Annotated in this window: 21 protein-coding genes; 18 read left to right on the forward strand and 3 right to left on the reverse strand. The window is 69.5% G+C overall.

The genetic code is table 11. The annotated features are described in order from the left end of the window. Positions 1-271 precede the first annotated feature (271 nt). The 6 genes from urtA to C8D81_RS01680 are packed head-to-tail and all read left to right on the forward strand — an operon-like array spanning position 272 to position 5833. Positions 272-1534: an urea ABC transporter substrate-binding protein gene (gene urtA / locus C8D81_RS01655; protein WP_133625448.1), complete on the forward strand. Its 1263-nt coding sequence runs from the start codon at positions 272-274 to the stop codon at positions 1532-1534. Positions 1535-1569: 35 nt separating this feature from the next. Beyond that, positions 1570-2451 (forward strand): urea ABC transporter permease subunit UrtB, encoded by an 882-nt coding sequence (gene urtB / locus C8D81_RS01660; RefSeq protein ID WP_133625449.1) that lies wholly within the window; start codon positions 1570-1572, stop codon positions 2449-2451. After that, the gene (gene urtC / locus C8D81_RS01665; RefSeq protein ID WP_133625450.1) at positions 2448-3605 is read left to right on the forward strand and encodes an urea ABC transporter permease subunit UrtC; all 1158 of its coding nucleotides are present in this window, start codon (positions 2448-2450) and stop codon (positions 3603-3605) included. The genes urtB and urtC overlap by 4 nt, the downstream gene beginning before the upstream one ends. Next, complete coding sequence (gene urtD / locus C8D81_RS01670; RefSeq protein ID WP_133625451.1) at positions 3602-4393, forward strand: urea ABC transporter ATP-binding protein UrtD; 792 nt, start codon at positions 3602-3604, stop codon at positions 4391-4393. Before urtC ends, urtD begins: the two co-directional genes overlap by 4 nt. Then, on the forward strand, positions 4386-5078 hold the full coding sequence (locus tag C8D81_RS01675; protein ID WP_133625452.1) for an ATP-binding cassette domain-containing protein: 693 nt from the start codon (positions 4386-4388) through the stop codon (positions 5076-5078). Before urtD ends, C8D81_RS01675 begins: the two co-directional genes overlap by 8 nt. A 14-nt stretch (positions 5079-5092) precedes the next feature. After that, positions 5093-5833, forward strand: a complete 741-nt coding sequence (locus C8D81_RS01680; protein WP_133625453.1) for a glycerophosphodiester phosphodiesterase — start codon at positions 5093-5095, stop codon at positions 5831-5833. A gap of 38 nt (positions 5834-5871) precedes the next feature. Here C8D81_RS01680 and C8D81_RS01685 read toward each other — a convergent pair whose 3' ends face one another. Both C8D81_RS01685 and C8D81_RS01690 read right to left on the reverse strand, forming a co-directional pair. Then, positions 5872-6330 carry a GatB/YqeY domain-containing protein gene (locus tag C8D81_RS01685; protein WP_094360576.1) on the reverse strand — a complete coding sequence of 153 codons (459 nt, stop codon included), beginning with the start codon at positions 6328-6330 and terminating at the stop codon, positions 5872-5874. Between the two features lie 54 nt (positions 6331-6384). Beyond that, positions 6385-7329 carry an ROK family protein gene (locus C8D81_RS01690; RefSeq protein ID WP_229120147.1) on the reverse strand — a complete coding sequence of 315 codons (945 nt, stop codon included), beginning with the start codon at positions 7327-7329 and terminating at the stop codon, positions 6385-6387. Between the two features lie 157 nt (positions 7330-7486). On the opposite strand from C8D81_RS01690, the gene rpsO reads away from it, so the two are divergent. From rpsO to C8D81_RS01705, 3 genes are all read left to right on the forward strand, one after another. Next, positions 7487-7750: a 30S ribosomal protein S15 gene (rpsO, locus tag C8D81_RS01695; protein ID WP_133625454.1), complete on the forward strand. Its 264-nt coding sequence runs from the start codon at positions 7487-7489 to the stop codon at positions 7748-7750. 153 nt (positions 7751-7903) lie between these two features. Beyond that, positions 7904-8902: a LacI family DNA-binding transcriptional regulator gene (locus tag C8D81_RS01700; protein WP_133625455.1), complete on the forward strand. Its 999-nt coding sequence runs from the start codon at positions 7904-7906 to the stop codon at positions 8900-8902. Continuing rightward, positions 8899-9987, forward strand: a complete 1089-nt coding sequence (locus C8D81_RS01705) for an alpha/beta hydrolase fold domain-containing protein (RefSeq protein ID WP_133625456.1) — start codon at positions 8899-8901, stop codon at positions 9985-9987. Before C8D81_RS01700 ends, C8D81_RS01705 begins: the two co-directional genes overlap by 4 nt. Before the next feature lie 3 nt (positions 9988-9990). On the opposite strand, the gene C8D81_RS01710 is transcribed toward C8D81_RS01705, so the two are convergent. Then, entirely contained in the window at positions 9991-10503 is a 513-nt protein-coding gene (locus tag C8D81_RS01710) for a hypothetical protein (RefSeq protein WP_094360584.1), read from the reverse strand. Between the two features lie 71 nt (positions 10504-10574). Between C8D81_RS01710 and C8D81_RS01715 the strand changes: the two genes are divergently transcribed. From C8D81_RS01715 to C8D81_RS01750, 9 genes are all read left to right on the forward strand, one after another. Continuing rightward, the gene (locus tag C8D81_RS01715) at positions 10575-11633 is read left to right on the forward strand and encodes an asparaginase (protein WP_208109071.1); all 1059 of its coding nucleotides are present in this window, start codon (positions 10575-10577) and stop codon (positions 11631-11633) included. Further along, positions 11630-11800, forward strand: coding sequence for a hypothetical protein (locus C8D81_RS20790; RefSeq protein WP_166646632.1), 171 nt, complete (start codon positions 11630-11632; stop codon positions 11798-11800). The genes C8D81_RS01715 and C8D81_RS20790 overlap by 4 nt, the downstream gene beginning before the upstream one ends. A gap of 230 nt (positions 11801-12030) precedes the next feature. Beyond that, a complete protein-coding gene (locus C8D81_RS01720; RefSeq protein WP_094404113.1) occupies positions 12031-14274 on the forward strand; it encodes a polyribonucleotide nucleotidyltransferase in 2244 nt (747 codons plus the stop codon). 2 nt (positions 14275-14276) lie between these two features. After that, positions 14277-15614, forward strand: coding sequence for a M16 family metallopeptidase (locus C8D81_RS01725; RefSeq protein ID WP_208109072.1), 1338 nt, complete (start codon positions 14277-14279; stop codon positions 15612-15614). Positions 15615-15692: 78 nt separating this feature from the next. Continuing rightward, positions 15693-16448 (forward strand): 4-hydroxy-tetrahydrodipicolinate reductase, encoded by a 756-nt coding sequence (gene dapB, locus C8D81_RS01730; RefSeq protein WP_094360588.1) that lies wholly within the window; start codon positions 15693-15695, stop codon positions 16446-16448. Continuing rightward, positions 16445-17197, forward strand: a complete 753-nt coding sequence (locus C8D81_RS01735; RefSeq protein WP_133625457.1) for an LmeA family phospholipid-binding protein — start codon at positions 16445-16447, stop codon at positions 17195-17197. The genes dapB and C8D81_RS01735 overlap by 4 nt, the downstream gene beginning before the upstream one ends. Positions 17198-17387: 190 nt before the next feature. Further along, positions 17388-17990, forward strand: a complete 603-nt coding sequence (locus tag C8D81_RS01740) for a GNAT family N-acetyltransferase (protein ID WP_094360592.1) — start codon at positions 17388-17390, stop codon at positions 17988-17990. 17 nt (positions 17991-18007) lie between these two features. Continuing rightward, the gene (locus C8D81_RS01745) at positions 18008-18469 is read left to right on the forward strand and encodes an acetyltransferase (RefSeq protein ID WP_094429425.1); all 462 of its coding nucleotides are present in this window, start codon (positions 18008-18010) and stop codon (positions 18467-18469) included. A 5-nt stretch (positions 18470-18474) separates the two neighbouring features. Further along, on the forward strand, positions 18475-20160 hold the full coding sequence (locus C8D81_RS01750) for a ribonuclease J (protein ID WP_094360596.1): 1686 nt from the start codon (positions 18475-18477) through the stop codon (positions 20158-20160). Positions 20161-20267: the final 107 nt, after the last annotated feature.

Genomic DNA, 20267 nt, shown 5'->3' on the forward strand with positions numbered 1-20267 from the left:
AGTAGGTCGCGCAGCGACCGTGTCGAGAGGAGCTCCTGGGTTACTCGGTTCATCTCGACACGCAGCCCATTGCTTCGCTTCGCTGCGCATGGGCTGTTATTCGATGAACGTGGGGGCAGTGAGAGGTGACCGTAACGGGGGCGTCACCTGACGGGCTTTCCTTTCACACCGGTGAAACCCGGCGGACAACCCGCGAAACACAGCAGCCATAGCTTCGTAGTCGCCGCGCAGGGACCGCGGCATTCGCCCGGTACGAAGGGAAACAACAGCTATGACGACCAGCAAGCGTCGCGGCCTCGGGCTGCTCACCGTCGCCTCCATCGCGGTGACGCTCACCATGACGGCCTGCGGGGGAGCCAAGGTGAACCAGGCCGGTGCCGCCCCGCAGGCCGCCGCGAAGTCCTGCGTGGACACCAGCGGCAGCGAGATCAAGGTCGGCTTCCTGAACTCGCTGTCCGGCACGATGGCGATCTCGGAGAAGACGGTCAACGACTCGCTGAACCTGGCCGCCGAGGAGATCAACGCCGCCGGCGGCGTACTCGGCAAGAAGCTCCAGGTGGTCACCGAGGACGGCGCCTCGGAGCCGACGAAGTTCGCGGAGAAGGCACAGAAGCTGATCACCGCCGACTGCACCGCCGCCGTCTTCGGTGGTTGGACCTCGGCCTCCCGCAAGGCGATGCTGCCGGTCTTCGAACGCAACAATTCGCTGCTGTTCTACCCCGTGCAGTACGAGGGTTTGGAGGCGTCGAAGAACATCTTCTACACCGGCGCGACCACCAACCAGCAGATCATCCCGGCCCTGGACTACCTGCGGGAGCAGGGCAAGAAGTCGATCTATCTGGTCGGCTCCGACTACGTCTTCCCGCGGACCGCCAACAAGATCATCAAGGCCTACGCCAAGCAGTACGGCATGGAGATCAAGGGCGAGGAGTACGCCCCGCTCGGGCACACCGACTTCTCCACCATCGTCGGCAAGGTGCGCAGCGCCGATGCGGACGCGGTCTTCAACACGCTGAACGGTGACTCCAACGTCGCCTTCTTCAAGGAGTACCGCAACGCCGGCCTCACCGCCGAGGCGATGCCGGTGATGTCGGTGTCGATCGCCGAGGAGGAGGTCGGCGGCATCGGCGTCGACAATCTACGCGGGCAGCTCACCGCCTGGGACTACTACCAGACCGTCCAGTCACCGGAGAACGAGAAGTTCGTTGCCGCGTTCAAGAAGAAGTACGGTGCGAACCGGGTCACCTCGGACCCGATGGAGGCGGCGTACACCTCCCTCCATCTGTGGAAGGGGATGGTCGAGAAGGCCGGCTCCTTCGACGTGCCGGCCGTACAGGCCGCGGCCGGGGGAGTGACCTTCGACGCCCCGGAAGGCAAGGTCACCGTCAACGGTGAGAACCACCACATCACCAAGACCGCGCGGATCGGCCGGATCAACGACCAGGGCCTGATCGACACCGTCTGGGACTCCAAGCAGCCGATCGACCCGGATCCGTTCCTGAAGACCTATCCGTGGGGTGCGAGCCTCAGCTGATCGCGCGACGGAATCCAATCCAGGAAGGAGATGCGATGGACATCATCGTCTCCCAGCTCTTCGCCGGGGTGAGCATCGGGTCGGTGCTGCTGCTCGCCGCGCTCGGTCTGTCCCTCACCTTCGGGCAGATGGGGGTGATCAACATGGCGCACGGTGAGTTCATGATGGCCGGTGCCTACACCGCCTTCGTGGTGCAGTGGTTCCTGCCACCCGGCATCTCGTTGCCCGTCGCGCTGCTGCTGGGCTTCGGCGTCGGCGGCCTGCTCGGGCTGCTGCTCGAGGTCACCCTGATCCGGCGGATGCACCAGCGCCCCCTGGACACCCTGCTGGTCACCTTCGGGGTCTCGCTGGTGCTGCAGCAGGTGGCCCGCGACATCTTCGGCGCCCCGAACGTCGACGTCGCGGCACCGGGGTGGCTGGCCGGTCCGTTGATGATCGGCCCCTACGCCTTCCCGAAGGCGCGGTTGTTCATCATCGTGTTGGCGATCGCCTGTGTGGTGGCACTGATGCTGGTGCTGTCCCGGACCTCCTTCGGTCGGCGGATCCGGGCGGTCACCCAGAACCGTGACCTGGCAGAGGTTTCCGGGCTCTCGGCGGTGCGTACCGATCAGCTCACCTTCTTCATCGGCTCCGGCATCGCCGGGGTCGCCGGGGTGGCGCTCACCCTGCTCGGGTCGATCGGCCCCACCCTGGGCCAGAACTACATCGTTGATGCGTTCCTGGTGGTCGTCGTCGGGGGCCTGGGCCGGCTCAAGGGCGCGGTCGCCGCGGCCCTCGGGCTCGGCATCATCCAAGCCTTCGTCGAGCTCAGCCTCGGCGCCTCGTTGGCCGAGGTCGCCGTGTTGCTGCTGATCGTCGCCTTCCTGCAGTTCCGCCCGCAGGGCCTGGTGCAGGTCCGGACAAGGAGCCTGGCATGAGCTGGCAACGTTTCTGGAGCCATCCGTACGCCCGGCTCGCGGCCGGCCTGGTGGTCGCCGCGCTGCTGCTGTTCGTCGTTGCCCCGTTGGCATTGAGCGACTTCCGGCTGGTGCTGCTGGCCCGCTACCTGTGCGTGGCGATGGTCGCGGTCGGGATCGGGCTGGCCTGGGGGCAGGGCGGCATGCTGGTGATGGGCCAGGGGGTCTTCTTCGGCCTCGGCGGCTACCTGATGGCGATGCACCTCAAGCTCGCCGATGCCGGCCCGGGCGGGGTGCCGGACTTCATGCTGCTCTACGGCACCGGTGAACTGCCGCTCTGGTGGGAGCCGTTCCGCTCACCGGTGCTCACCCTGGCAGCGATCATCGTGCTACCGGCGCTGCTCGCCGCGGTGATCGGTTATCTGGTGTTCCGCCGCGCCGTGCGCGGGGCATACTTCGCGATCCTCTCCCAGGCGCTCGCCGCGGCCTTCGCGATCCTGCTGATCGGGCAGCAGCAGACCACCGGCGGCACCAACGGGTTGAACGGATTCGTCGGCTTCTTCGGCTTCGACCTCAACGATCCGGTGAACAAGCGGATGCTCTACCAGATCTGCGCGGTGGTGCTGCTGGTGATGGTCGTCATCGTCTGGCAGCTGCGCCGCTCCCGCTTCGGCGAGTTGCTGGTCGCGGTCCGGGACCAGGAGAACCGGGTCCGCTTCCTCGGTTACAACCCGGCGCTGGTGAAGACGGTCGCGTTCGTCATCGCGGCGGTGTTCGCCGCGATCGGCGGGGCGCTGTTCGTACCGGTCGTCGGCATCATCTCGCCCTCCGACGTCGGGGTGGTGCCCTCGATCCTGTTCCTGGCCGGGGTGGCGATCGGCGGCCGCGCGACCCTGCTCGGGCCGGTGCTCGGTTCGATCGGGGTCTCCTGGGCCGGGACCGCGCTGTCGGAGAGCCTGCCGGGTGCGTGGACCTATCTCCAGGGCGCGCTTTTCATTCTGGTGCTGGGATTCCTGCCCGGTGGGCTGGCCCAGCTGCTGGGTTCGGTACGCCGGCTCATCGGCCGCCGCGCCCAACCGGCCGCGGACCCGCCCGCGACCGGGTCCGCGGTCGGCGTACCCGAACGAGCCGAGCGAGGCGAACCGGAACGGACCGAGGAAAGGATCAAGGCATGAGCGAACTGGCGAAGGTCATCGCACCGGTCGATGTCCGACACGACTATCTGGAGGTCCGCGAGCTGACGGTCAGCTTCGGTGGTTTCGTCGCCGTCGACTCGGTGGACCTGACCGTCACCCAGGGTGACCTGCGGTTCCTGATCGGACCCAACGGGGCCGGCAAGACCACGCTCGTCGACGCACTGACCGGATTGGTACCCGCCACCGGATCGGCCCGCTTCGGAGGGGTCGACCTGATCGGCCGCCCGGCCCATCGGATCGCCCGCTCGGGGATCGGGCGAACCTTCCAGACGGCCAGCGTGATCGCCGAGCTGAGCGTGCTGCAGAACCTCGACCTGGCCGCCGGCGCCGGCCGCGGTCCGCTGACCATGCTGCGGGCCCGGCGAGGCGTTCCGGAGCGGATCGAACAGACGCTGGAGGCGATCGGGCTCGGTGCACACCGGGACCGGCCCGCCGGTGTGCTCGCGCATGGGCAGAAGCAGTGGTTGGAGATCGGAATGCTGCTGGTGCAGGATTCCCGGCTGCTGCTGCTCGACGAACCCGTCGCCGGGATGACGGCCGAGGAACGCCAGCAGACCGGTGAACTGCTGCAACGGATCGGCGACCTGCGCACCGTCATCGTCGTCGAGCACGACATGGAATTCCTGCGCAGCTTCGCCGATTCGGTCACCGTGCTGCACCGCGGCCGGGTGCTGGCCGAGGGCAGTGTCGCCGAGGTGCAGGCCGATCCCCAGGTGATCGAGGTCTATCTCGGCCATCCCGCAGCAGAAGGAGCAGCAGATGCTTGAACTCGACGACGTCTCGGTCGGCTACGACCGCACCACCGTCGTGCACGGGGTCAGCCTGCGCACCGCGACCGACGGCATCACCACGGTCCTCGGCCACAACGGTGCCGGCAAGACCACCCTGCTGCGCGCCGTGCTCGGGCTGCTCAAACCGACCAGGGGCCGGATCCTGCTGGACGGCGAGGACATCACCGCGCTGCCCACCCATCAGCGGGTACGCCGCGGCCTCGGCTTCGTGCCCCAGGGCCAGCAGTCCTTCGGGGACCTCAGCGCCGAGGAGAACCTGCGCGTGGTCGCCGACTCGGTGACCGGCGGACGGAAGCGGATCGCGGAGGTGCTGGAACTCTTCCCGGCACTGGCCGAACTGCGGAACCGGCCGGCCGGCCTGCTGTCCGGCGGCCAGCGGCAGCAGTTGGCGATCGCCCGGGCGCTGCTGCGCCGGCCGCGGGTGCTGCTGCTCGACGAACCCACCGAGGGCATCCAGCCCTCGGTGGTCGCCGAGATCGAACGCACCGTGCTGCGGCTGGTCACCGAGCAGCAGGTGGCGGTGCTGCTGGTGGAGCAGCAGGTCGGCTTCGGGCTCGATCACGCCGCGCGGTACGCGGTGCTGGAATCCGGGCGGATCACCCGACAGGGCCGGGGCGGTGCGGGTGCCCGGGACGAGGTGCGCGGGGCGCTGATGCTCTGAGTTAGGTTGGGCCCATGACCGACGTATGGGCCCATCGCGGCGCCTCGGCGTACGCCCCGGAGAACACCCTGGAAGCCTTCCGGCTCGCCGCGGAGCAGGGTGCCGACGGGATCGAGCTCGATGTCCATCTCAGTGCCGACGGGGAGCTGGTGGTGATCCACGACGAAACCGTCGACCGGACCAGTGACGGCTCCGGCGCGGTGTCGGCGATGTCGCTGGAATCGCTGCGTGGGTTGGATTTCAGCAATGGCAAGGAAGGCTACGCCGAGGTCCGGATCCCGACGCTCGCCGAGGTCTTCGAGCTGGTCCGGCCCACTCGGATGGTGGTCAACGTCGAGCTGAAGACCAACCTGAACTTCCAGCCCGGGATCGAACCCAAGCTCGCGGAGCTGGTGGCCGCCTCGGGGATGGGGGAGCGGGTGCTGATCTCCTCGTTCAACCACCTGACGCTGAAGACGCTGCAGCAGATCGCCCCGCAGCTGCCGGTGGCGCTGCTGTTCGACGAGATCATGTATCTGCCCTGGGAGTACGCCCGCGACTTCGGCGCGGTCGCGATCCATCCGGCGTACAGCTATCTGCAGGTCAACGGCGCGGTCGAGTTGGCGCACGCGGCCGGGGTACGAATCAATCCGTGGACGATCGACGACCCGGCGCATCTGCGCTGGGCGCTCGGGCTCGGGGTCGACGCGGTGATCACCAACACCCCCGATGTGGCGCTGCGGCTGTGCTCCGAACTCGTCGGGGAGACCTCATAGTCCTCGGGGGTTGCAAGGGTGCATAACCCCTGACATGTTCAGGACTGGAGGCGGGATTTCACCAATCCGGCGATCTTGCCGCCATCGGCGCGGCCGGCGGCCCTGGCGTTGACGGCCTTGATGATCTGGCCCATCTGCTTCATCGACACCTCGGGGCCGGCGGCGGCGACCTCCGCATCGACCAGGGCGGCGAGCTCGTCGTCGGTCAGCGGGGCGGGCAGATAGACCTGCAGGATCTCGGCCTCGGCGAGCTCGACATCGGCCAGGTCCTGCCGGCCGCCCTTGGTGTATTCGGCGGCGGAATCACGGCGCTGCCGGACCTGCTTGGTGACGATCTTCAACTCCGCGTCGGCATCCAGCTCATGGGCCTCATCACCGGCGACCTCCTCGGTCTGGATCGCCGTCAGCACCGCACGCAGCACCTTGGTGGTGTCCTTGTCGCGGGCCTTCATCGCGGTCGTCATGTCGGCGCGCAGCCGGTCCTTGAGCTCTGCCATGGTCCTCTCCTGATTCACGAACCCTTCCATGCTCCCACGGCGGGGAAGTGAGTTTCAGCCGCGCAGCGGGCCGAGGCCGCGCAGGGCGAGGCCGACGGCGGCGGCACCGAGCAGGCCGGCGTTCTCCAGCTCGGCGCGGCGCAGATCGATCTCGGGCACGAACAGGGTGCCGGTGAAGTCGGCCAGGTGGGCCCGCAGCGGATCGAAGATCACCTCACCGGCCTTGGACACCCCGCCACCGATGACGAAGACCCGGACATCGAGTTCCGCCGACAGGGCAGCGATTCCGGCCGCCAACGCCCGCATCCCGCGATCGATCGCCGCCTCGGCCGCCTCATCGCCCTCGGCCGCATCCATCGCCAGCTTGCGGGCGTCATCGCCACCGGTCCAGCCGAGCTGGCGGGCATAGGCGACCATCGCCGGCCCCCGGGCGTACATCTCCACGCAGCCGCGCGAACCGCAGTCGCACTGGGCGCCGAGGAAGTTCACCGAGGTGTGCCCGACGTGCACCGCGTTACCGGTGTCACCGCGGAACAACCGGCCGTCCAGCACCGCACCGCCACCGACCCCGGTGGAGACGATCATGCCGACCATCGAGTCGACGTCCCGGGCCGCACCCAGCCAGTGCTCCCCGAGCGCGATGCAGTGCCCGTCACCGGCCAGCCCGACCCGCACCGGCCGGTCGAGCAGGTCGGTGACCACCTGGCGTACCCGATCGGCGACCGGGAAATCGCGCCAGCCGGGAATGTTGATCGGGGAGATGGTGCCCTTCGGTTCGTTGATCGGCCCGGCCGACCCGATCCCGACCAGCACCTCATCGGTGGCACCCCAGCCGTCGACCAGTTCGCCGAGCCCGTCGGCGATCTGGGCGAAGAGCTCCTCCGCGGCGCCACCGGGCACCGTCGGGCGGAGCACTTCACGGCGGATGTCACCGCTCTCGTCGATGATGGCCAGGGCGATCTTCGTGCCGCCGATGTCCAGGGCCAGGGTCTCCACCATCGCCTCCATGCAGGTGTTGCAGGTTCCACGTTTTGGGCCATCCTGCCACCCGCTGATACTCTTGCGCGGTTGCCGTCACGACGGCCGCGGATCACCAAGAGCCCCAGCACCACCGACGCCGGGGCGCCGCGCAACGGGAAACCGGAAGGAGAGCGTCATGGACGCCGACACCAAGCAGAAGATCATCGAAGAATACGCGACGAAGCCCGGCGACACCGGCTCTCCGGATGTGCAGATCGCGCTGCTCACCAAGCGCATCTCGCACCTCACCGAGCACCTCAAGGAGCACAAGGGCGACCACCACTCCCGTCGTGGCCTGATGTTGATGGTCGGCCAGCGCCGCCGGCTGCTGAACTACGTCGCCAAGCAGGACGTCGAGCACTACCGTGCGATGATCAAGCGCCTCGGCCTGCGTCGCTGACGCTCCACCTGCGCGGTACGCCGCTGAGGAGCCGGTCCCCATGGGGCCGGCTCTTTTCGTTGCGCGGGCGTGCAAACCGGTTTGCGCAAACCCTTGGTACCGGGCCCCTCGGGTGCCTACCCTCACCGCATCCCCAACGAGGTGGAGGTGCAGATGGCCGTCACGATCAGCGATGTGGCCGCCCAGGCCGGGGTGTCGAAGACGACGGTCTCGCACACCCTGAACCGGCCGCACCGGGTTTCGGCCAAGACCCGGGCGAAGGTGCTGGCGGTGGTGGACGCGCTCGGCTACTACCCGCACGAGCTGGCCGAACGCCGGCAGCGGGCGAGTACGCCACGGATCGCGGTCGTCGCCCCGTTCACCAGCTATTCGTCCTTCCACGAGCGGCTGGACGGTCTGCTCAACCGGGCCCGGCACGGCGACGGCGCCTGTGAGGTGGTGCTCGTCGACCACGGTTCCGCCGCCCGCAGCGCCGACCCGCAGCTGTCGGTGCTGCCGCTGCAGGGCCGGGTGGACGGCATCGTGGTGATGGGGCTGCCGGTCGACGACGCCTGGGTGGAACGGGTGCAGCAGCACCGGCTGCCGGCGGTGCTGGTGGACAGTCGGCACCCGGAACTGGACACGATCACCATGAACGACGAACTGGGCGGGAAACTGGCCGCCCAGCACCTGCTCGCCCGCGGGCTGACGGAGTTCGTCTATGTCAGCGAGGGGCAGGTCTCGAGCTATCCGTCGGCGGCGCAGCGGCGGATGCTGGGCTTCCAGCAGGCGCTGGCCGAGGCCGGGATGGGTCGCCAGCAGTTCCGGCACCTGAAGGTGCCCGACGGGCTGGCGGCCGCGGAGGAACGCGGGCTCGCACTGGCCCGCCGCGGCCGCGACGGCCTCGGCATCTTCGCCCACCACGACCGGGTCGCGGTGGGCCTGCTGAACGGGTTGCGGGCCGGCCGGGTCAAGGTGCCCGGTGATCATCACCTGGTCGGCTTCGACGGCCGGGAGCTGGCCCGGGCGGCCAAGCTGACCACCATCCGGCAGCCGCTCGCCGAATCCGGCACGCTCGGGATGGAGCTGCTGCTGCGCCGGATCGCCGACCCGGACCTCCCGGTGACCCACACCATGATGAACGTCGAGCTGATCGAAGGAGAGACCACATGAACCCGCTCACCGGGCTGGTCGACCGCGTGCAGGAGGTGTTGCGGGCACGGGACCTGCTGGAACCCAGCCCGGTCCCGGTACGCCCGGCGCCCGGCCAGGGCGTACCCGAGTGGCTCGCGGCGGTGGCCGAGATCCGCGAGGAGCACAACGAACGGGCCCTCGTCGCGATCGACGCGGCCGAGGAGTTCGGCGGGGAATTCTTCGGCGGGCCACCGCGACCTGCGGGCCCCGGGGCGGGACGGGTCCGCCGGCGCAGCGTGCGGGTACCGGTGGACGACCGGTGGCCGCCCCGCGGGGAGGTCGAGCTCGCCCCCGGCGTACCCGCCGCCGCGCTGACCCCGGTGCCGTCGCTCGCCCCGGCCGTCAACACCTTCCGGATGGTGGTGCACGAACCGGTCGACGGCCCATCGGCGGGTGCGGTGGTGGTGCTGCACGGCGGCGGATTCTGGATGGGTGGGGGGTCCTTGCTCGATGCCGTCGGTGACGAGTTCGCCGCCTTCCTGGTCGACCGGGCCGGGCTCACCGTCGTCACCCCGGACTACCGGTTGGCCCCCGAACATCCCTTCCCCCGTTCGACATCCGACGCCCTGGCCGCCGTGCGCTGGCTCGCCGAGCAGGGTTTCGGGCACGACCGGATCGTGCTGCAGGGCACCTCCTCGGGTGGCAACTGCGCCGCCGCCGCCGCCATCCTGGCGCGAACCATCCCGGGGTTCGCGCCGCTGGCCGGACTGATCCTCTCGATGCCCGCACTGGACCTGCCGGAGTCCATCCGGATCTCCGACGACCCCGGGTCGCGCCGCGATCTGCTGACCGCCTGGGCCGGGCCGAATCCGTTGCACCACCCGGTGCTCTCACCCGCGCTGGCCCCGGCCCTGGCCGGATTGCCGCCGAGCCTGGTGCAGCTCGCCACCGATGACGAGATCGCCCGCGGGGGAGCGGAGTTCGCGGCGGCGGTCCGCTCGGGTGGTGGCCGGGCAGAGGTGGAGTCCCATCCGGGTACGCACACGGTCGCGGCACCCGGGGTGCAGACGGCGCGCTGGGAGTCGTGTGCGGTGTTCGCGCGGCGGGTCTGCGCAGCGGCGTAGGGCTCAGCTGCTCTGGATGCCCGTCACCACCCAGCCGTCCTTCAGCCCGGGCAGATACTTCACGGTGAGCACCGTCGGGCGACCGGTGCGGCTCTGATCGACCAGCTGACCCCACCAGTTGTTGTTGGTCCGCAACACCCCGAGCAGGTCGAGATTGTCGGTCTTCGTGGTGCCGTCGGCGTACCGGATCGTCACGTCGTAGTAGAGCGAGGCATTCCGGCGGGTCGCGTAACTGCCGGTGTTCGCGCCGACGGTGACGGTGGCGTCCTGGCCGTACGCCGCCACGGTGCGGCCGCGCAGGTTGTCGGTGAACTTCAGCTTGTCGGTGAGAAAGAGCCCCACCGAGGCCAGGAACGGGATCAGCAGGACCAGCGGGATGAACCGCAGCCGGCGTACCGCTGCTGGTCGTTTCCGGTTCGACAACACGCCCCACAGGGCGAGCAGTGCCAGCCCCAATCCGAACCCCAGAAGGAAATTCGCCTGGAACCAGGCGATGACGTAGGCGAGTACGACCATGGCGAGAACGGTATCCAGACCCGGGTTCATCGCGGTTTGTGTCAGGATGCCGGGGCGAGCAGAGGAGTGATGTGACCAGCCAGCAGGACCCCACCCAGCAGGACCCCGCCCAGCCCGGGAACGAGGCGCCGGTGATCGCCTTCGGCGCGCTCGGCGGCACCATCTCGATGGTCTCCGGGGACGAATCCGGGATCCGGCCGAGCCTCGGCGCGGACGATCTGGTGACCTCGGTGAGTGCGGCGGCCGGGGTGCGGATCCGGACCGCGACGCTGCAGCGGGTCGGCTCCTCCTCGCTGACCGCCCGGCAGCTCGTCGAGACCCTCGCCTGGGCCGAGCAGGAGGTCGACGCCGGTGCCGCCGGGGTGGTGATCTCGCAGGGCACCGACACCCTCGAGGAGACCGCCTATCTGTGGGACCTGCTCTGGCAGCGCAGCGAGCCGCTGATCGTCACCGCCGCGATGCGCGGGCCGGAACAGCCCGGTGCCGACGGGCCCGCCAATGTGCTCGCCGCGTTCACCGTCGCCGCCTCACCCGGTGCCCGGGACCGCGGCGTACTGACGGTGCTCGATGACCAGATCCATGCCGCCCGCTGGGTCCGCAAATCCCACACCGTGCGTACCGGTGCCTTCGCCAGCCCCGGTGCCGCTGCGCTCGGCCTGCTCGTCGAGGGTGAGGTCGCCTGGACCGCGACCACCCCGCGGGATCCGGCGGTGCCCGCCCCGGACCGCGCCGCGCTCGCTGCCGCCGACTGGCCCTGGGTGCCGCTGCTGGAATTCCACCTCGGCGACGACGGCCGACTCGCCCGGGCCGCCGTGGACGCCGGCGCCGCCGCCCTGGTGGTGGCCGGCAGCGGTGGTGGGCACGTCAGCATCCCCGCCTCCGACGTGTACGCCGAGCTGGCCCGGCGGGTGCCGGTCGTCCTCGCCGGCCGGACCGCCGCCGGGCCGGTGCTGCAGCGCACCTACGGCTACCAGGGCGCGGAGATCGACCTGATCGCGCGCGGCCTGCTGCCGGCCGGCTGGCTCGCCCCGCTCAAGGCTCGCACCCTCACCCAGCTGCTGCTCGCCGCCGGGGCCGATCGCGACCAGCTCGCCGCCGAGCTGGCCCGCCGGGGGAGGCTGCCGCGATGACCCAGGAGCCCGAGCAGCGCCCCACGCCCGAGCCCGAGTCCGAGCCCGAGGAGGAGTTCAAGCTCATCGATTTCGGCCGGATCCTGCGCTACATGGGCCTGGCGCTGCTGGCCATGGCGGTCCTCGGCGGACTGATCGTCGCCGTGGCGTACCTGCTCGTCAAATAGGGGAGCGCGGGTCGATCCGCTAGCCTGAGTGGTACAACCGAACAAGTATTGATCACACCAGATCGCCCGCCCGGCCGTTTCCGGGAGTCCTCGGTCCTCGGTAGTGGTCCTCGGGAGCCGCCCAGCCCATCGCTGCGCGTGAGTGACCCGCGGACCTCGATCGAAGACCGGCCTCCATCACAACGGGTCGGCTGTGTGCGGCTGCGATCGCCCACACGAAAGGAATCCCTGTGGAGGGACCTGACCTCAAGTTCACCGAGGCCATCATCGACAACGGCAAGCACGGCAAGCACGTCGTGCGCTTCGAGTCGGGACTGCTGGCCCGTCAGGCGGCCGGCTCGGCCGCCGTCTACCTGGACGGCGACACCATGCTGCTGTCCGCCACCACCGCGCAGAAGACCCCGCGCGATGCCATCGACTTCTTCCCCCTCACCGTGGACGTGGAGGAGCGGATGTACGCCGCCGGCCGCATCCCCGGCTCCTTCTTCCGCCGCGAGGGCCGCCCGTCCGAGGGTGCGATCCTGGCCTGCCGGCTGATCGACCGCCCGCTGCGCCCGTCCTTCGTCAAGGGCCTGCGCAACGAGGTCCAGGTCGTCGTCACCGTGATGGCGCTGAACCCGGACGTGCTCTACGACGTGGTGGCCATCAACGCCGCCTCGATGTCCACCCAGCTCGCCGGGCTGCCCTTCTCGGGCCCGATCGGCGGTGTCCGGATCGCGCTGATCGACGACCAGTGGGTCGCCTTCCCGACCGTCGAGCAGCTCGAGGACGCCACCTTCGACATGGTCGTCGCCGGCCGGGTGCTGCCCGATGGCGATGTCGCGATCATGATGGTCGAGGCTGAGTCCACCGAGCAGACCTGGAACCTGGTCTCCGCCGGCAAGACCGCCCCGACCGAGGACGTGGTCGGCAAGGGCCTGGAGGCCGCCAAGCCGTTCATCAAGACCCTCTGCGACGCGCAGGCCGAGCTGGCCGCCCAGTTCCCCAAGGACACCGCGGACTTCCCGGTCTTCTCCGACTACGCCGACGACGTGTACGCCGCGGTCGAGGCCGAGGCCGCCGACCGGGTCAAGCAGGCCATGCAGATCCCCGGCAAGGAGGAGCGCAACGAGGCCACCCACGCGATCCGCCAGGAGGTCACCGAGAAGCTCGCCGACCGCTTCGAGGGTCGGGAGAAGGAGATCTCGGGCGCGCTCAAGGCGCTGACCAAGAAGATCGTGCGGCACCGCACGCTCACCGAGAACATCCGGATCGACGGCCGCGGGCTGGCCGACATCCGCACCCTGTCCGCCGAGGTCGGCGTCCTGCCGCGGGTGCACGGTTCGGCACTGTTCCAGCGCGGCGAGACCCAGATCCTGGGTGTCACCACGCTGAACATGCTGGGCCTGGAGCAGAAGCTGGACACCCTCTCCCCGGAGACCAGCAAGCGCTACATGCACCACTACAACTTCCCGCCCTACTCCACCGGTGAGACCGGCCGCGTCGGTTCGCCGAAGCGCCGCGAGATCGGCCACGGTGCGCTCGCCGAGCGCGCCCTGGTGCCGGTGCTGCCGGACCGCGAGGAGTTCCCCTACGCCATCCGCCAGGTCTCCGAGGCGCTCGGCTCGAACGGCTCCACCTCGATGGGCTCGGTCTGCGCGTCCACGCTGTCGCTGCTGAACGCCGGTGTGCCGCTCAAGGCGCCGGTCGCCGGCATCGCGATGGGCCTGATGAGCGAGGAGATCGACGGCACCACCAAGTATGTGGCGCTGACCGACATCCTCGGTGACGAGGACGCCCTCGGTGACATGGACTTCAAGGTCGCCGGCACCAAGGACTTCGTGACCGCGCTGCAGCTCGACACCAAGCTCGACGGCATCCCCGCCGAGGAGCTGTCGAAGGCGCTGCTGCAGGCCCGCGAGGCCCGGCACACGATCCTCGAGGTGATGAACGAGGCCATCGATCGCCCCGACGAGATGAGCATCTACGCCCCGCGGATCATCACCGTGAAGATCCCGGTCGACAAGATCGGCGAGGTCATCGGCCCCAAGGGCAAGATGATCAACCAGATCCAGGACGACACCGGCGCCGAGATCACCATCAACGACGACGGCACCATCTACATCGGTGCGGTCGACGGCACCTCCGCCGAGGCCGCCCGGTCGACGATCAACGCGATCGCCAACCCGACGATGCCGGAGAAGGGCGAGCGCTACCTCGGCACCGTGGTCAAGCTGACCAACTTCGGTGCCTTCGTCTCGCTGCTGCCCGGCAAGGACGGCCTGCTGCACATCTCCAAGCTGCGCGCGCTCGCCGGCGGCAAGCGCGTCGAGTCGGTCGAGGACGTGCTCTCGGTCGGCCAGAAGCTGCAGGTGGAGATCTCCGAGATCGACGACCGCGGCAAGCTGTCGCTGATCCCGGTCGTCGAGGAGTCCGACGAGGAGTCCGGCGACCAGGGCAGCGACGACCAGGTCGAGGCCGGGTCCGAGGCCTGAGTTTGGCCAGTAGCAACCGCGCAGCCGCCCGGCAGCACTACCTCGGTGGGAACTCCCGCCGCAGTGTGCTGCCGGGCGGCCTGCGTGTGGTCACCGAGGACATGCCCGGGACGGGCAGCTTCAGCATCGGCTGCTTCGTCGGTACCGGCTCCCGCTTCGAGGCACCGCACCTGCACGGGGTCTCCCACTTCCTCGAACACGTGCTGTTCAAGGGCACCCGGCGCCGCGGTGCGGAGGAGATCTCGGCCGCCATCGAACAGGTCGGCGGTGACCTGAACGCGTACACGGCCAAGGAGCACACCTGCTTCTATGCCAAGACCCTCGCCGACGACGCCCCGATCGCGGTCGACGTGCTCACCGACATGCTGTCCGCCTCACTGCTCCGCGAGGCCGACATCGACGCCGAGCGGGCGGTGATCCTGGACGAGATCGCGATGCACCACGACGACCCGGCCGACGCCGCCGGCGAACTCGTCTCCAGCCGGCTGTTCGCCGGCACCCCGCTGGAACGCAGCGTGATCGGCTCCGACGCCTCGATCTCCGCCCTCAGCCGGGACCAGATCAACAGCTTCTGGCGGCGGCACTACCGCGCGCCCAGGATCGTCGTGGCCGCCGCCGGCCGGGTCGATCACGACCGGCTGGTCGACCAGCTCGCCGAGTTCGACGAACGGCTGGCCGGCAACGGCGACCAGCCCCGGCAGCGGCCCGCCCGCCCCAAGATCGACCCGGGCAGCGTGCTGGTCCGCAGCCGGCCGCTGGAACACGCCCTGGCCGTGCTCGGCTTCCCCAGCCCCGGTGTGTTCACCGACGGACCGGGCAGCGCGGTCGACCAGCGCCGCTACCCGCTCAACCTGCTCTCGGTGGTGCTCGGCGGCGGGATGAGCTCCCGGCTGTTCGTCGAGGTGCGCGAGCGCCGCGGGCTGGCGTACGCGATCGACGCGGGGGAGTCGGCGTACGCCGATGCCGGCAGCTTCACCATCGAATGGGGCAGCGTGCCCGAGCGGGTCGCCGACGTCACCGCGGTGGTCCGCGGCAGCCTCGCCGAACTGCTCGAGAACGGCATCGGCGAGGCCGAACTGGCCCGCGCCCGCGGCCAGCTGCTCGGCCAGACCCTGCTCGCCTTCGAGGGGCCGACCGCCCGGATGAACCGGCTCGGCACCGCCGAACTCTCCGGGGACGCCCGCCGGATGAGCGAGATCCTGGAGCACTACGAACAGGTCACCCCCGACGAACTCGCCACGGTCGCCGAGGAGTTGCTGACCGTGCCACCGGTGCTGTCGGTGGTCGGCGGCCGGGTGAACCGGAACCGGCTCACCGGACTCGTCGAACGGTGGCTCTGACCCGCGCCGCCCGAGGCGCCCGCACCTCCTAGAGTGGGGGCGTACCCCTGCGATGAGACCCGAGAAGTGGAGTGAGCAATGGATATCGCTGTCTTTGGAGCCAACGGCCGGATGGGCGCGGAGGTGTGCCGGGCCGTTGGTCGTGCCGAGGGACTCGATCTGGTCACCGGGCTCGACTACGGCGACTCCAAGGAGGACGCCGGCCAGGCCCAGGTGATCGTCGACTTCACCCACCCCGAATCGGTGATGGACAACCTCAAGTGGGCCATCGAGAACGGCATCCACGCCGTGGTCGGCACCACCGGTTTCACCGAGGACCGGATCGCCCAGGTCCGGGAATGGCTGGCCGACAAGCCCGAGGTCGGGGTCGTGATCGCCGCCAACTTCTCCATCGGCGCGATCCTGATGATGGACTTCTCCAAGCGCGCCGCCCGGTTCTTCGACTCGGTGGAGATCGTCGAACTGCACCACCCGACCAAGGCCGACGCCCCCTCCGGCACCGCGACCAGCACCGCCCGGCAGATCGCCGCCGCCCGGCAGGCGGCCGGCCTCGGTCCGGTCCCCGATGCCACCGAGCAGGAGGTGCCCGGTGCCCGCGGCGCCGACATCGACGGGATCCGGGTGCATTCGGTCCGGGTGAAGGGCCTGATCGCCCACCAGGAGGTGCTCTTCGGCACCGAGGGGGAGACCCTCACCATCCGGCACGACTCGCTGGACCGGGCGAGCTTCATGCCCGGGGTCATCGAAGCGGTCCGCGCGGTCCCGAACCGGCCCGGACTGACCATCGGCATCGAGGGCATCCTCGGCCTCGAGGACCCGACCCCGAACGCGTGAGTCAGCAGGTACCGCAGTCCCAGCAGACCAGGGCGCAGCGGCGGCCCCGCCGCCGCGGCCTCGGCTGCCTGATCGCCTTCCTGGTCGTCTTCGCGCTGCTCCTCGGTGTGCTGGTGGCCGCCGACCGGATCGGCCGGCGGTACGCCAACGACCAGGTCGCCCAGCAGGTGCAGACCCAGCTCGGGCTGGCCCAGCAACCCGCCGTCGACATCACCGGCTTCCCCTTCCTCACCCAGGTGGCCGCCAACCGCTTCGACCGGGTGGTGGTGGATGCGGCCGACGTCTCCACCGGTGGTTCGAAACCGATGACCGTGCAGCGGCTGCGGCTGGATCTGGGGCAGGTCGTCACCGGTGACAACTTCAGCCGGGCCACCGCCGGCACTCTCACCGGCAGTGCCGAGATCGCCTGGCCGGAGGTGCAGCGCGCCGCCGGCGTACCGGTGACCCCGCTGCCCGACGGGCGGGTCGAGCTCAAGGTGTCCCCGCGGGTGCTCGGGCAGCAGGCCACCGTGCTGCTGCGCGGCCGGCCGGCGCTCGATGTGGCCGCGCAGTCGCTGCGGGTCACCGATGTGCAGGCCGAGGTGGCCGGGTACCAGCTGCCGGATTCGGTGGTCAGCCGGGTCGTCGAGGAGTCGGTGCCGGCGGTGCCGCTGCAGCTGCCGCTCGGGGTGCGGGCCGGCGGCCTGCAGGTGGATGCCCAGCAGCTCACCCTGGACCTGTCCGGGCAGAACATCGTGCTGGCCAGCTGACACCTTCGTACCGGGGTCATCCCTACTTTCTTACCACTTGGTATTAGAAATTTCTGATACCCCCATCTGTCCCCGATTCGTATGACAGACTTTCTCTCGCAGCCCGTGATTGCCAGATCCCCCGAGCCGGCAGTCACGGGCTGTTCCACGTCCGCGTCCCGCCCCCTTGCGCCCTCGATAGGCTGATCCGGTGAGTGAACCGCGTCCCGATTCCGTCCGCCTGGCCCTTCCCCGGGAGGCCCCCGAACTGGCCGCCCTGCAGCGCCGGGTCTGGGCCGCCGAGCTGGGGGAGCGGGCCGATGCCGTGCTGGGCCAGCTCGACCTGGACACCATGACCGAGGCCTGGCAGCTCTCCATCACCCGCCCGCCGCTGGCCAGCTACCGGGTGCTGGTGGCGGTCGCCGCCAATGACGGGCAGGAGCCGGATCGGGTGGTCGGGATGGCGACCACGATGCCCAGCGACGACCCGGACGCCACCCAGGGTGTCGACGGGTTGGTCGGGGAGTTCCTGATCGATCCGCTGGCCCGCGGCCGCGGCCACGGTTCGCGGCTGTTGAACGCCTGCGTGGACACCCTGCGCGCCGACGGGTTCGGGCTGGCCACCTGGTGGGTGAACTCCACCGATGACGACCTGCGCGGTTTCCTGACCGGGGCCGGCTGGGCGGCCGACGGCTCACACCGAGAGATCGGCACCGAGGACGAGAGCGTACGGATCAAACAGGTCCGCCTGCACTCCGACATCTCCGGTGGTCCGGCGGACGCCGCGGAAACCGGGTCGCCGGCCGCCGACTGAGGTGGCAGGCTGCCGCCATGACTCTCCTGCACCTGCGCCCCGGCCGCGGCGCGGTCGACCAGCCGGACCTGGTGCGGATCTGGCGTCGGGCCGTCGACGCCACGCACGACTTCCTGGCCCCCGCGGACCGCGATGAGATCCAGGCGAAGCTGGCCACCGACTACCTGCCGGCGGTGACCCTGACGGTCGCCGAACGCGCGGGGGCGCCGGTGGGGTTCTCCGGGGTGGCCGGGGACGGACTCGAGATGCTGTTCGTCGACCCGGACAGCCGCGGCAGCGGGGTCGGTACCGCGCTGCTGGAGCAGGCGATCACCGAGCAGGGAGTCCGGCGGGTCGAGGTCAACGAACAGAACCCGGCGGCGACCGGCTTCTATCTGCATCGAGGATTCGAGATCGTCGGACGCAGCGACACCGATGCCGACGGCCGGGCGTATCCACTGCTGCGACTGCGCCTGCGCGGCTCCGGTCCGCTAGCCTGAAACCCATGTCTGCTGCCGGTCTGCGAATCCCCCCGAAGCTCAAGCCCGACACCCTGCGGGTGATCCCGCTGGGCGGTCTCGGCGACGTCGGGCGGAACATGGCCAGCCTGGAGATCAACGGCAAGATCCTGCTGATCGACTGCGGCGTACTGTTCCCCGACGAGGCACACCCCGGTGTCGACCTGATCCTGCCCGGCATCGAGGCGATCCGGGACCGGATCGACGACGTGGTCGGCCTGGTGCTCACCCACGGCCACGAGGACCACATCGGCGCGGTGCCCTATCTGCTGCGGTTGCGCAACGACATCCCGGTGTTCGGCTCCCGACTCACCCTGGCGCTGCTGCGGGAGAAGCTGAAGGAGCACCGGATCCGCAACACCGACCTGCGCGAGGTCGAAGAGGGTTCGATCGTCACCGTGCCGGAGTTCGAGCTGGAGTTCCTCGCGGTCAACCACTCCATCCCGGACGCGCTGGCGGTCTTCCTGCGGACCGCCGCCGGGACGGTGCTGCACACCGGTGACTTCAAGATGGACCAGCTGCCGCTGGACGGCCGGCTCACCGATCTGCGGGCCTTCGCCCGGCTCGGCGAGGAGGGCGTCGACCTGTTCATGGTCGACTCCACCAATGCCGAGGTACCGGGTTTCACCACCCCGGAGAAGGACATCCAGCCGGCCCTGCAGCGGGTCTTCGCGACCAGCAGGCAGCGGCTGATCGTGGCCTGCTTCGCCTCCCACGTGCACCGGGTGCAGCAGGTGCTCGACGAGGCGGTACGCCACGGTCGCAAGGTCGTCTACGTCGGCCGCTCGATGGTGCGCAACATGTCCATCGCCCGCGACCTGGGCTATCTCAAGGTGCCCGGCAACACGCTGATCGAACTCAAGGACCTGGAGAAGTACAAGCCGGAGGACGTGGTGATCATCTCCACCGGCTCCCAGGGCGAACCGCTCTCGGCGCTGTCACGGATCGCGAACCGCGAGCACCCGGTGATCGAACTCAAGCCCGGCGACACCGTGCTGCTGGCGTCCTCGCTGATCCCCGGCAACGAGAACTCGGTCTACCGGGTGATCAACGGGCTGACCAAGCTCGGTGCCCGGGTGGTGCACAAGGGCAATGCGATGGTGCACGTCTCCGGGCACGCCTCGGCCGGTGAGTTGCTCTACTGCTACAACATCGTCAAGCCCAGGAACGTGATGCCGGTGCACGGCGAGGTACGCCACCTGGTCGCCAACGCCGAACTGGCGCAGGCCACCGGCGTACGCCGCGACCACACGGTGATCGTCGAGGACGGCGACGTGGTCGACCTGCACGACGGCAAGGTGTCGGTGGTCGGCCGGATCGACGCGAGCTACGTCTTCGTCGACGGCTCCAGCGTCGGCGACATCTCCGAGACCGAGCTCACCGACCGCAAGATCCTCGGCGAGGAAGGCTTCATCTCGGTGCTGGCGGTGGTCAACGTGCACACCAACCAGATCGTCTCCGGACCCGAGATCAACGCCCGCGGCTTCGTCGGCGACGACGCGGTCTTCGACGGCATCCGCGGGGAGATCTCCGAGGCGCTGGTGCAGGCCATGCAGGAGGGCGTCGATGACTCGCACCGGTTGCAGCAGGTGATCCGTCGCAAGGTCGGCCGCTGGGTGAACAAGACCCACCGCCGCCGCCCGATGATCATCCCCATCGTCGTCGCGACGTGACGCTCATCGAGTAGGCCGCCATGCGTAGCGCAGCGGAGCAATGGCGGCCGTGTCGAGATGAACCCCCGATCTCTTGCGGGAGATCCCACGGTGCGCGTGCCTGGGAC

It is taken from the genome of Enemella evansiae (assembly GCF_004362375.1).
Classification (GTDB): domain Bacteria; phylum Actinomycetota; class Actinomycetes; order Propionibacteriales; family Propionibacteriaceae; genus Enemella; species Enemella evansiae.

Bases quoted from the DNA above. Each gene is read 5' to 3' on its own strand.
- C8D81_RS01745 (WP_094429425.1), top strand. From the start codon at position 18,008: ATGACTCTCCTGCACCTGCGCCCCGGCCGCGGCGCGGTCGACCAGCCG.
- C8D81_RS20790 (WP_166646632.1), top strand. From the start codon at position 11,630: ATGACCCAGGAGCCCGAGCAGCGCCCCACGCCCGAGCCCGAGTCCGAG.
- C8D81_RS01710 (WP_094360584.1), bottom strand. From the start codon at position 10,503: ATGGTCGTACTCGCCTACGTCATCGCCTGGTTCCAGGCGAATTTCCTT.
- urtB (WP_133625449.1), top strand. From the start codon at position 1,570: ATGGACATCATCGTCTCCCAGCTCTTCGCCGGGGTGAGCATCGGGTCG.
- C8D81_RS01750 (WP_094360596.1), top strand. From the start codon at position 18,475: ATGTCTGCTGCCGGTCTGCGAATCCCCCCGAAGCTCAAGCCCGACACC.
- C8D81_RS01685 (WP_094360576.1), bottom strand. From the start codon at position 6,330: ATGGCAGAGCTCAAGGACCGGCTGCGCGCCGACATGACGACCGCGATG.
- urtA (WP_133625448.1), top strand. From the start codon at position 272: ATGACGACCAGCAAGCGTCGCGGCCTCGGGCTGCTCACCGTCGCCTCC.
- rpsO (WP_133625454.1), top strand. From the start codon at position 7,487: ATGGACGCCGACACCAAGCAGAAGATCATCGAAGAATACGCGACGAAG.
- C8D81_RS01700 (WP_133625455.1), top strand. From the start codon at position 7,904: ATGGCCGTCACGATCAGCGATGTGGCCGCCCAGGCCGGGGTGTCGAAG.
- C8D81_RS01675 (WP_133625452.1), top strand. From the start codon at position 4,386: ATGCTTGAACTCGACGACGTCTCGGTCGGCTACGACCGCACCACCGTC.
- urtC (WP_133625450.1), top strand. From the start codon at position 2,448: ATGAGCTGGCAACGTTTCTGGAGCCATCCGTACGCCCGGCTCGCGGCC.
- C8D81_RS01680 (WP_133625453.1), top strand. From the start codon at position 5,093: ATGACCGACGTATGGGCCCATCGCGGCGCCTCGGCGTACGCCCCGGAG.
- urtD (WP_133625451.1), top strand. From the start codon at position 3,602: ATGAGCGAACTGGCGAAGGTCATCGCACCGGTCGATGTCCGACACGAC.
- C8D81_RS01705 (WP_133625456.1), top strand. From the start codon at position 8,899: ATGAACCCGCTCACCGGGCTGGTCGACCGCGTGCAGGAGGTGTTGCGG.
- C8D81_RS01690 (WP_229120147.1), bottom strand. From the start codon at position 7,329: ATGGTGGAGACCCTGGCCCTGGACATCGGCGGCACGAAGATCGCCCTG.
- dapB (WP_094360588.1), top strand. From the start codon at position 15,693: ATGGATATCGCTGTCTTTGGAGCCAACGGCCGGATGGGCGCGGAGGTG.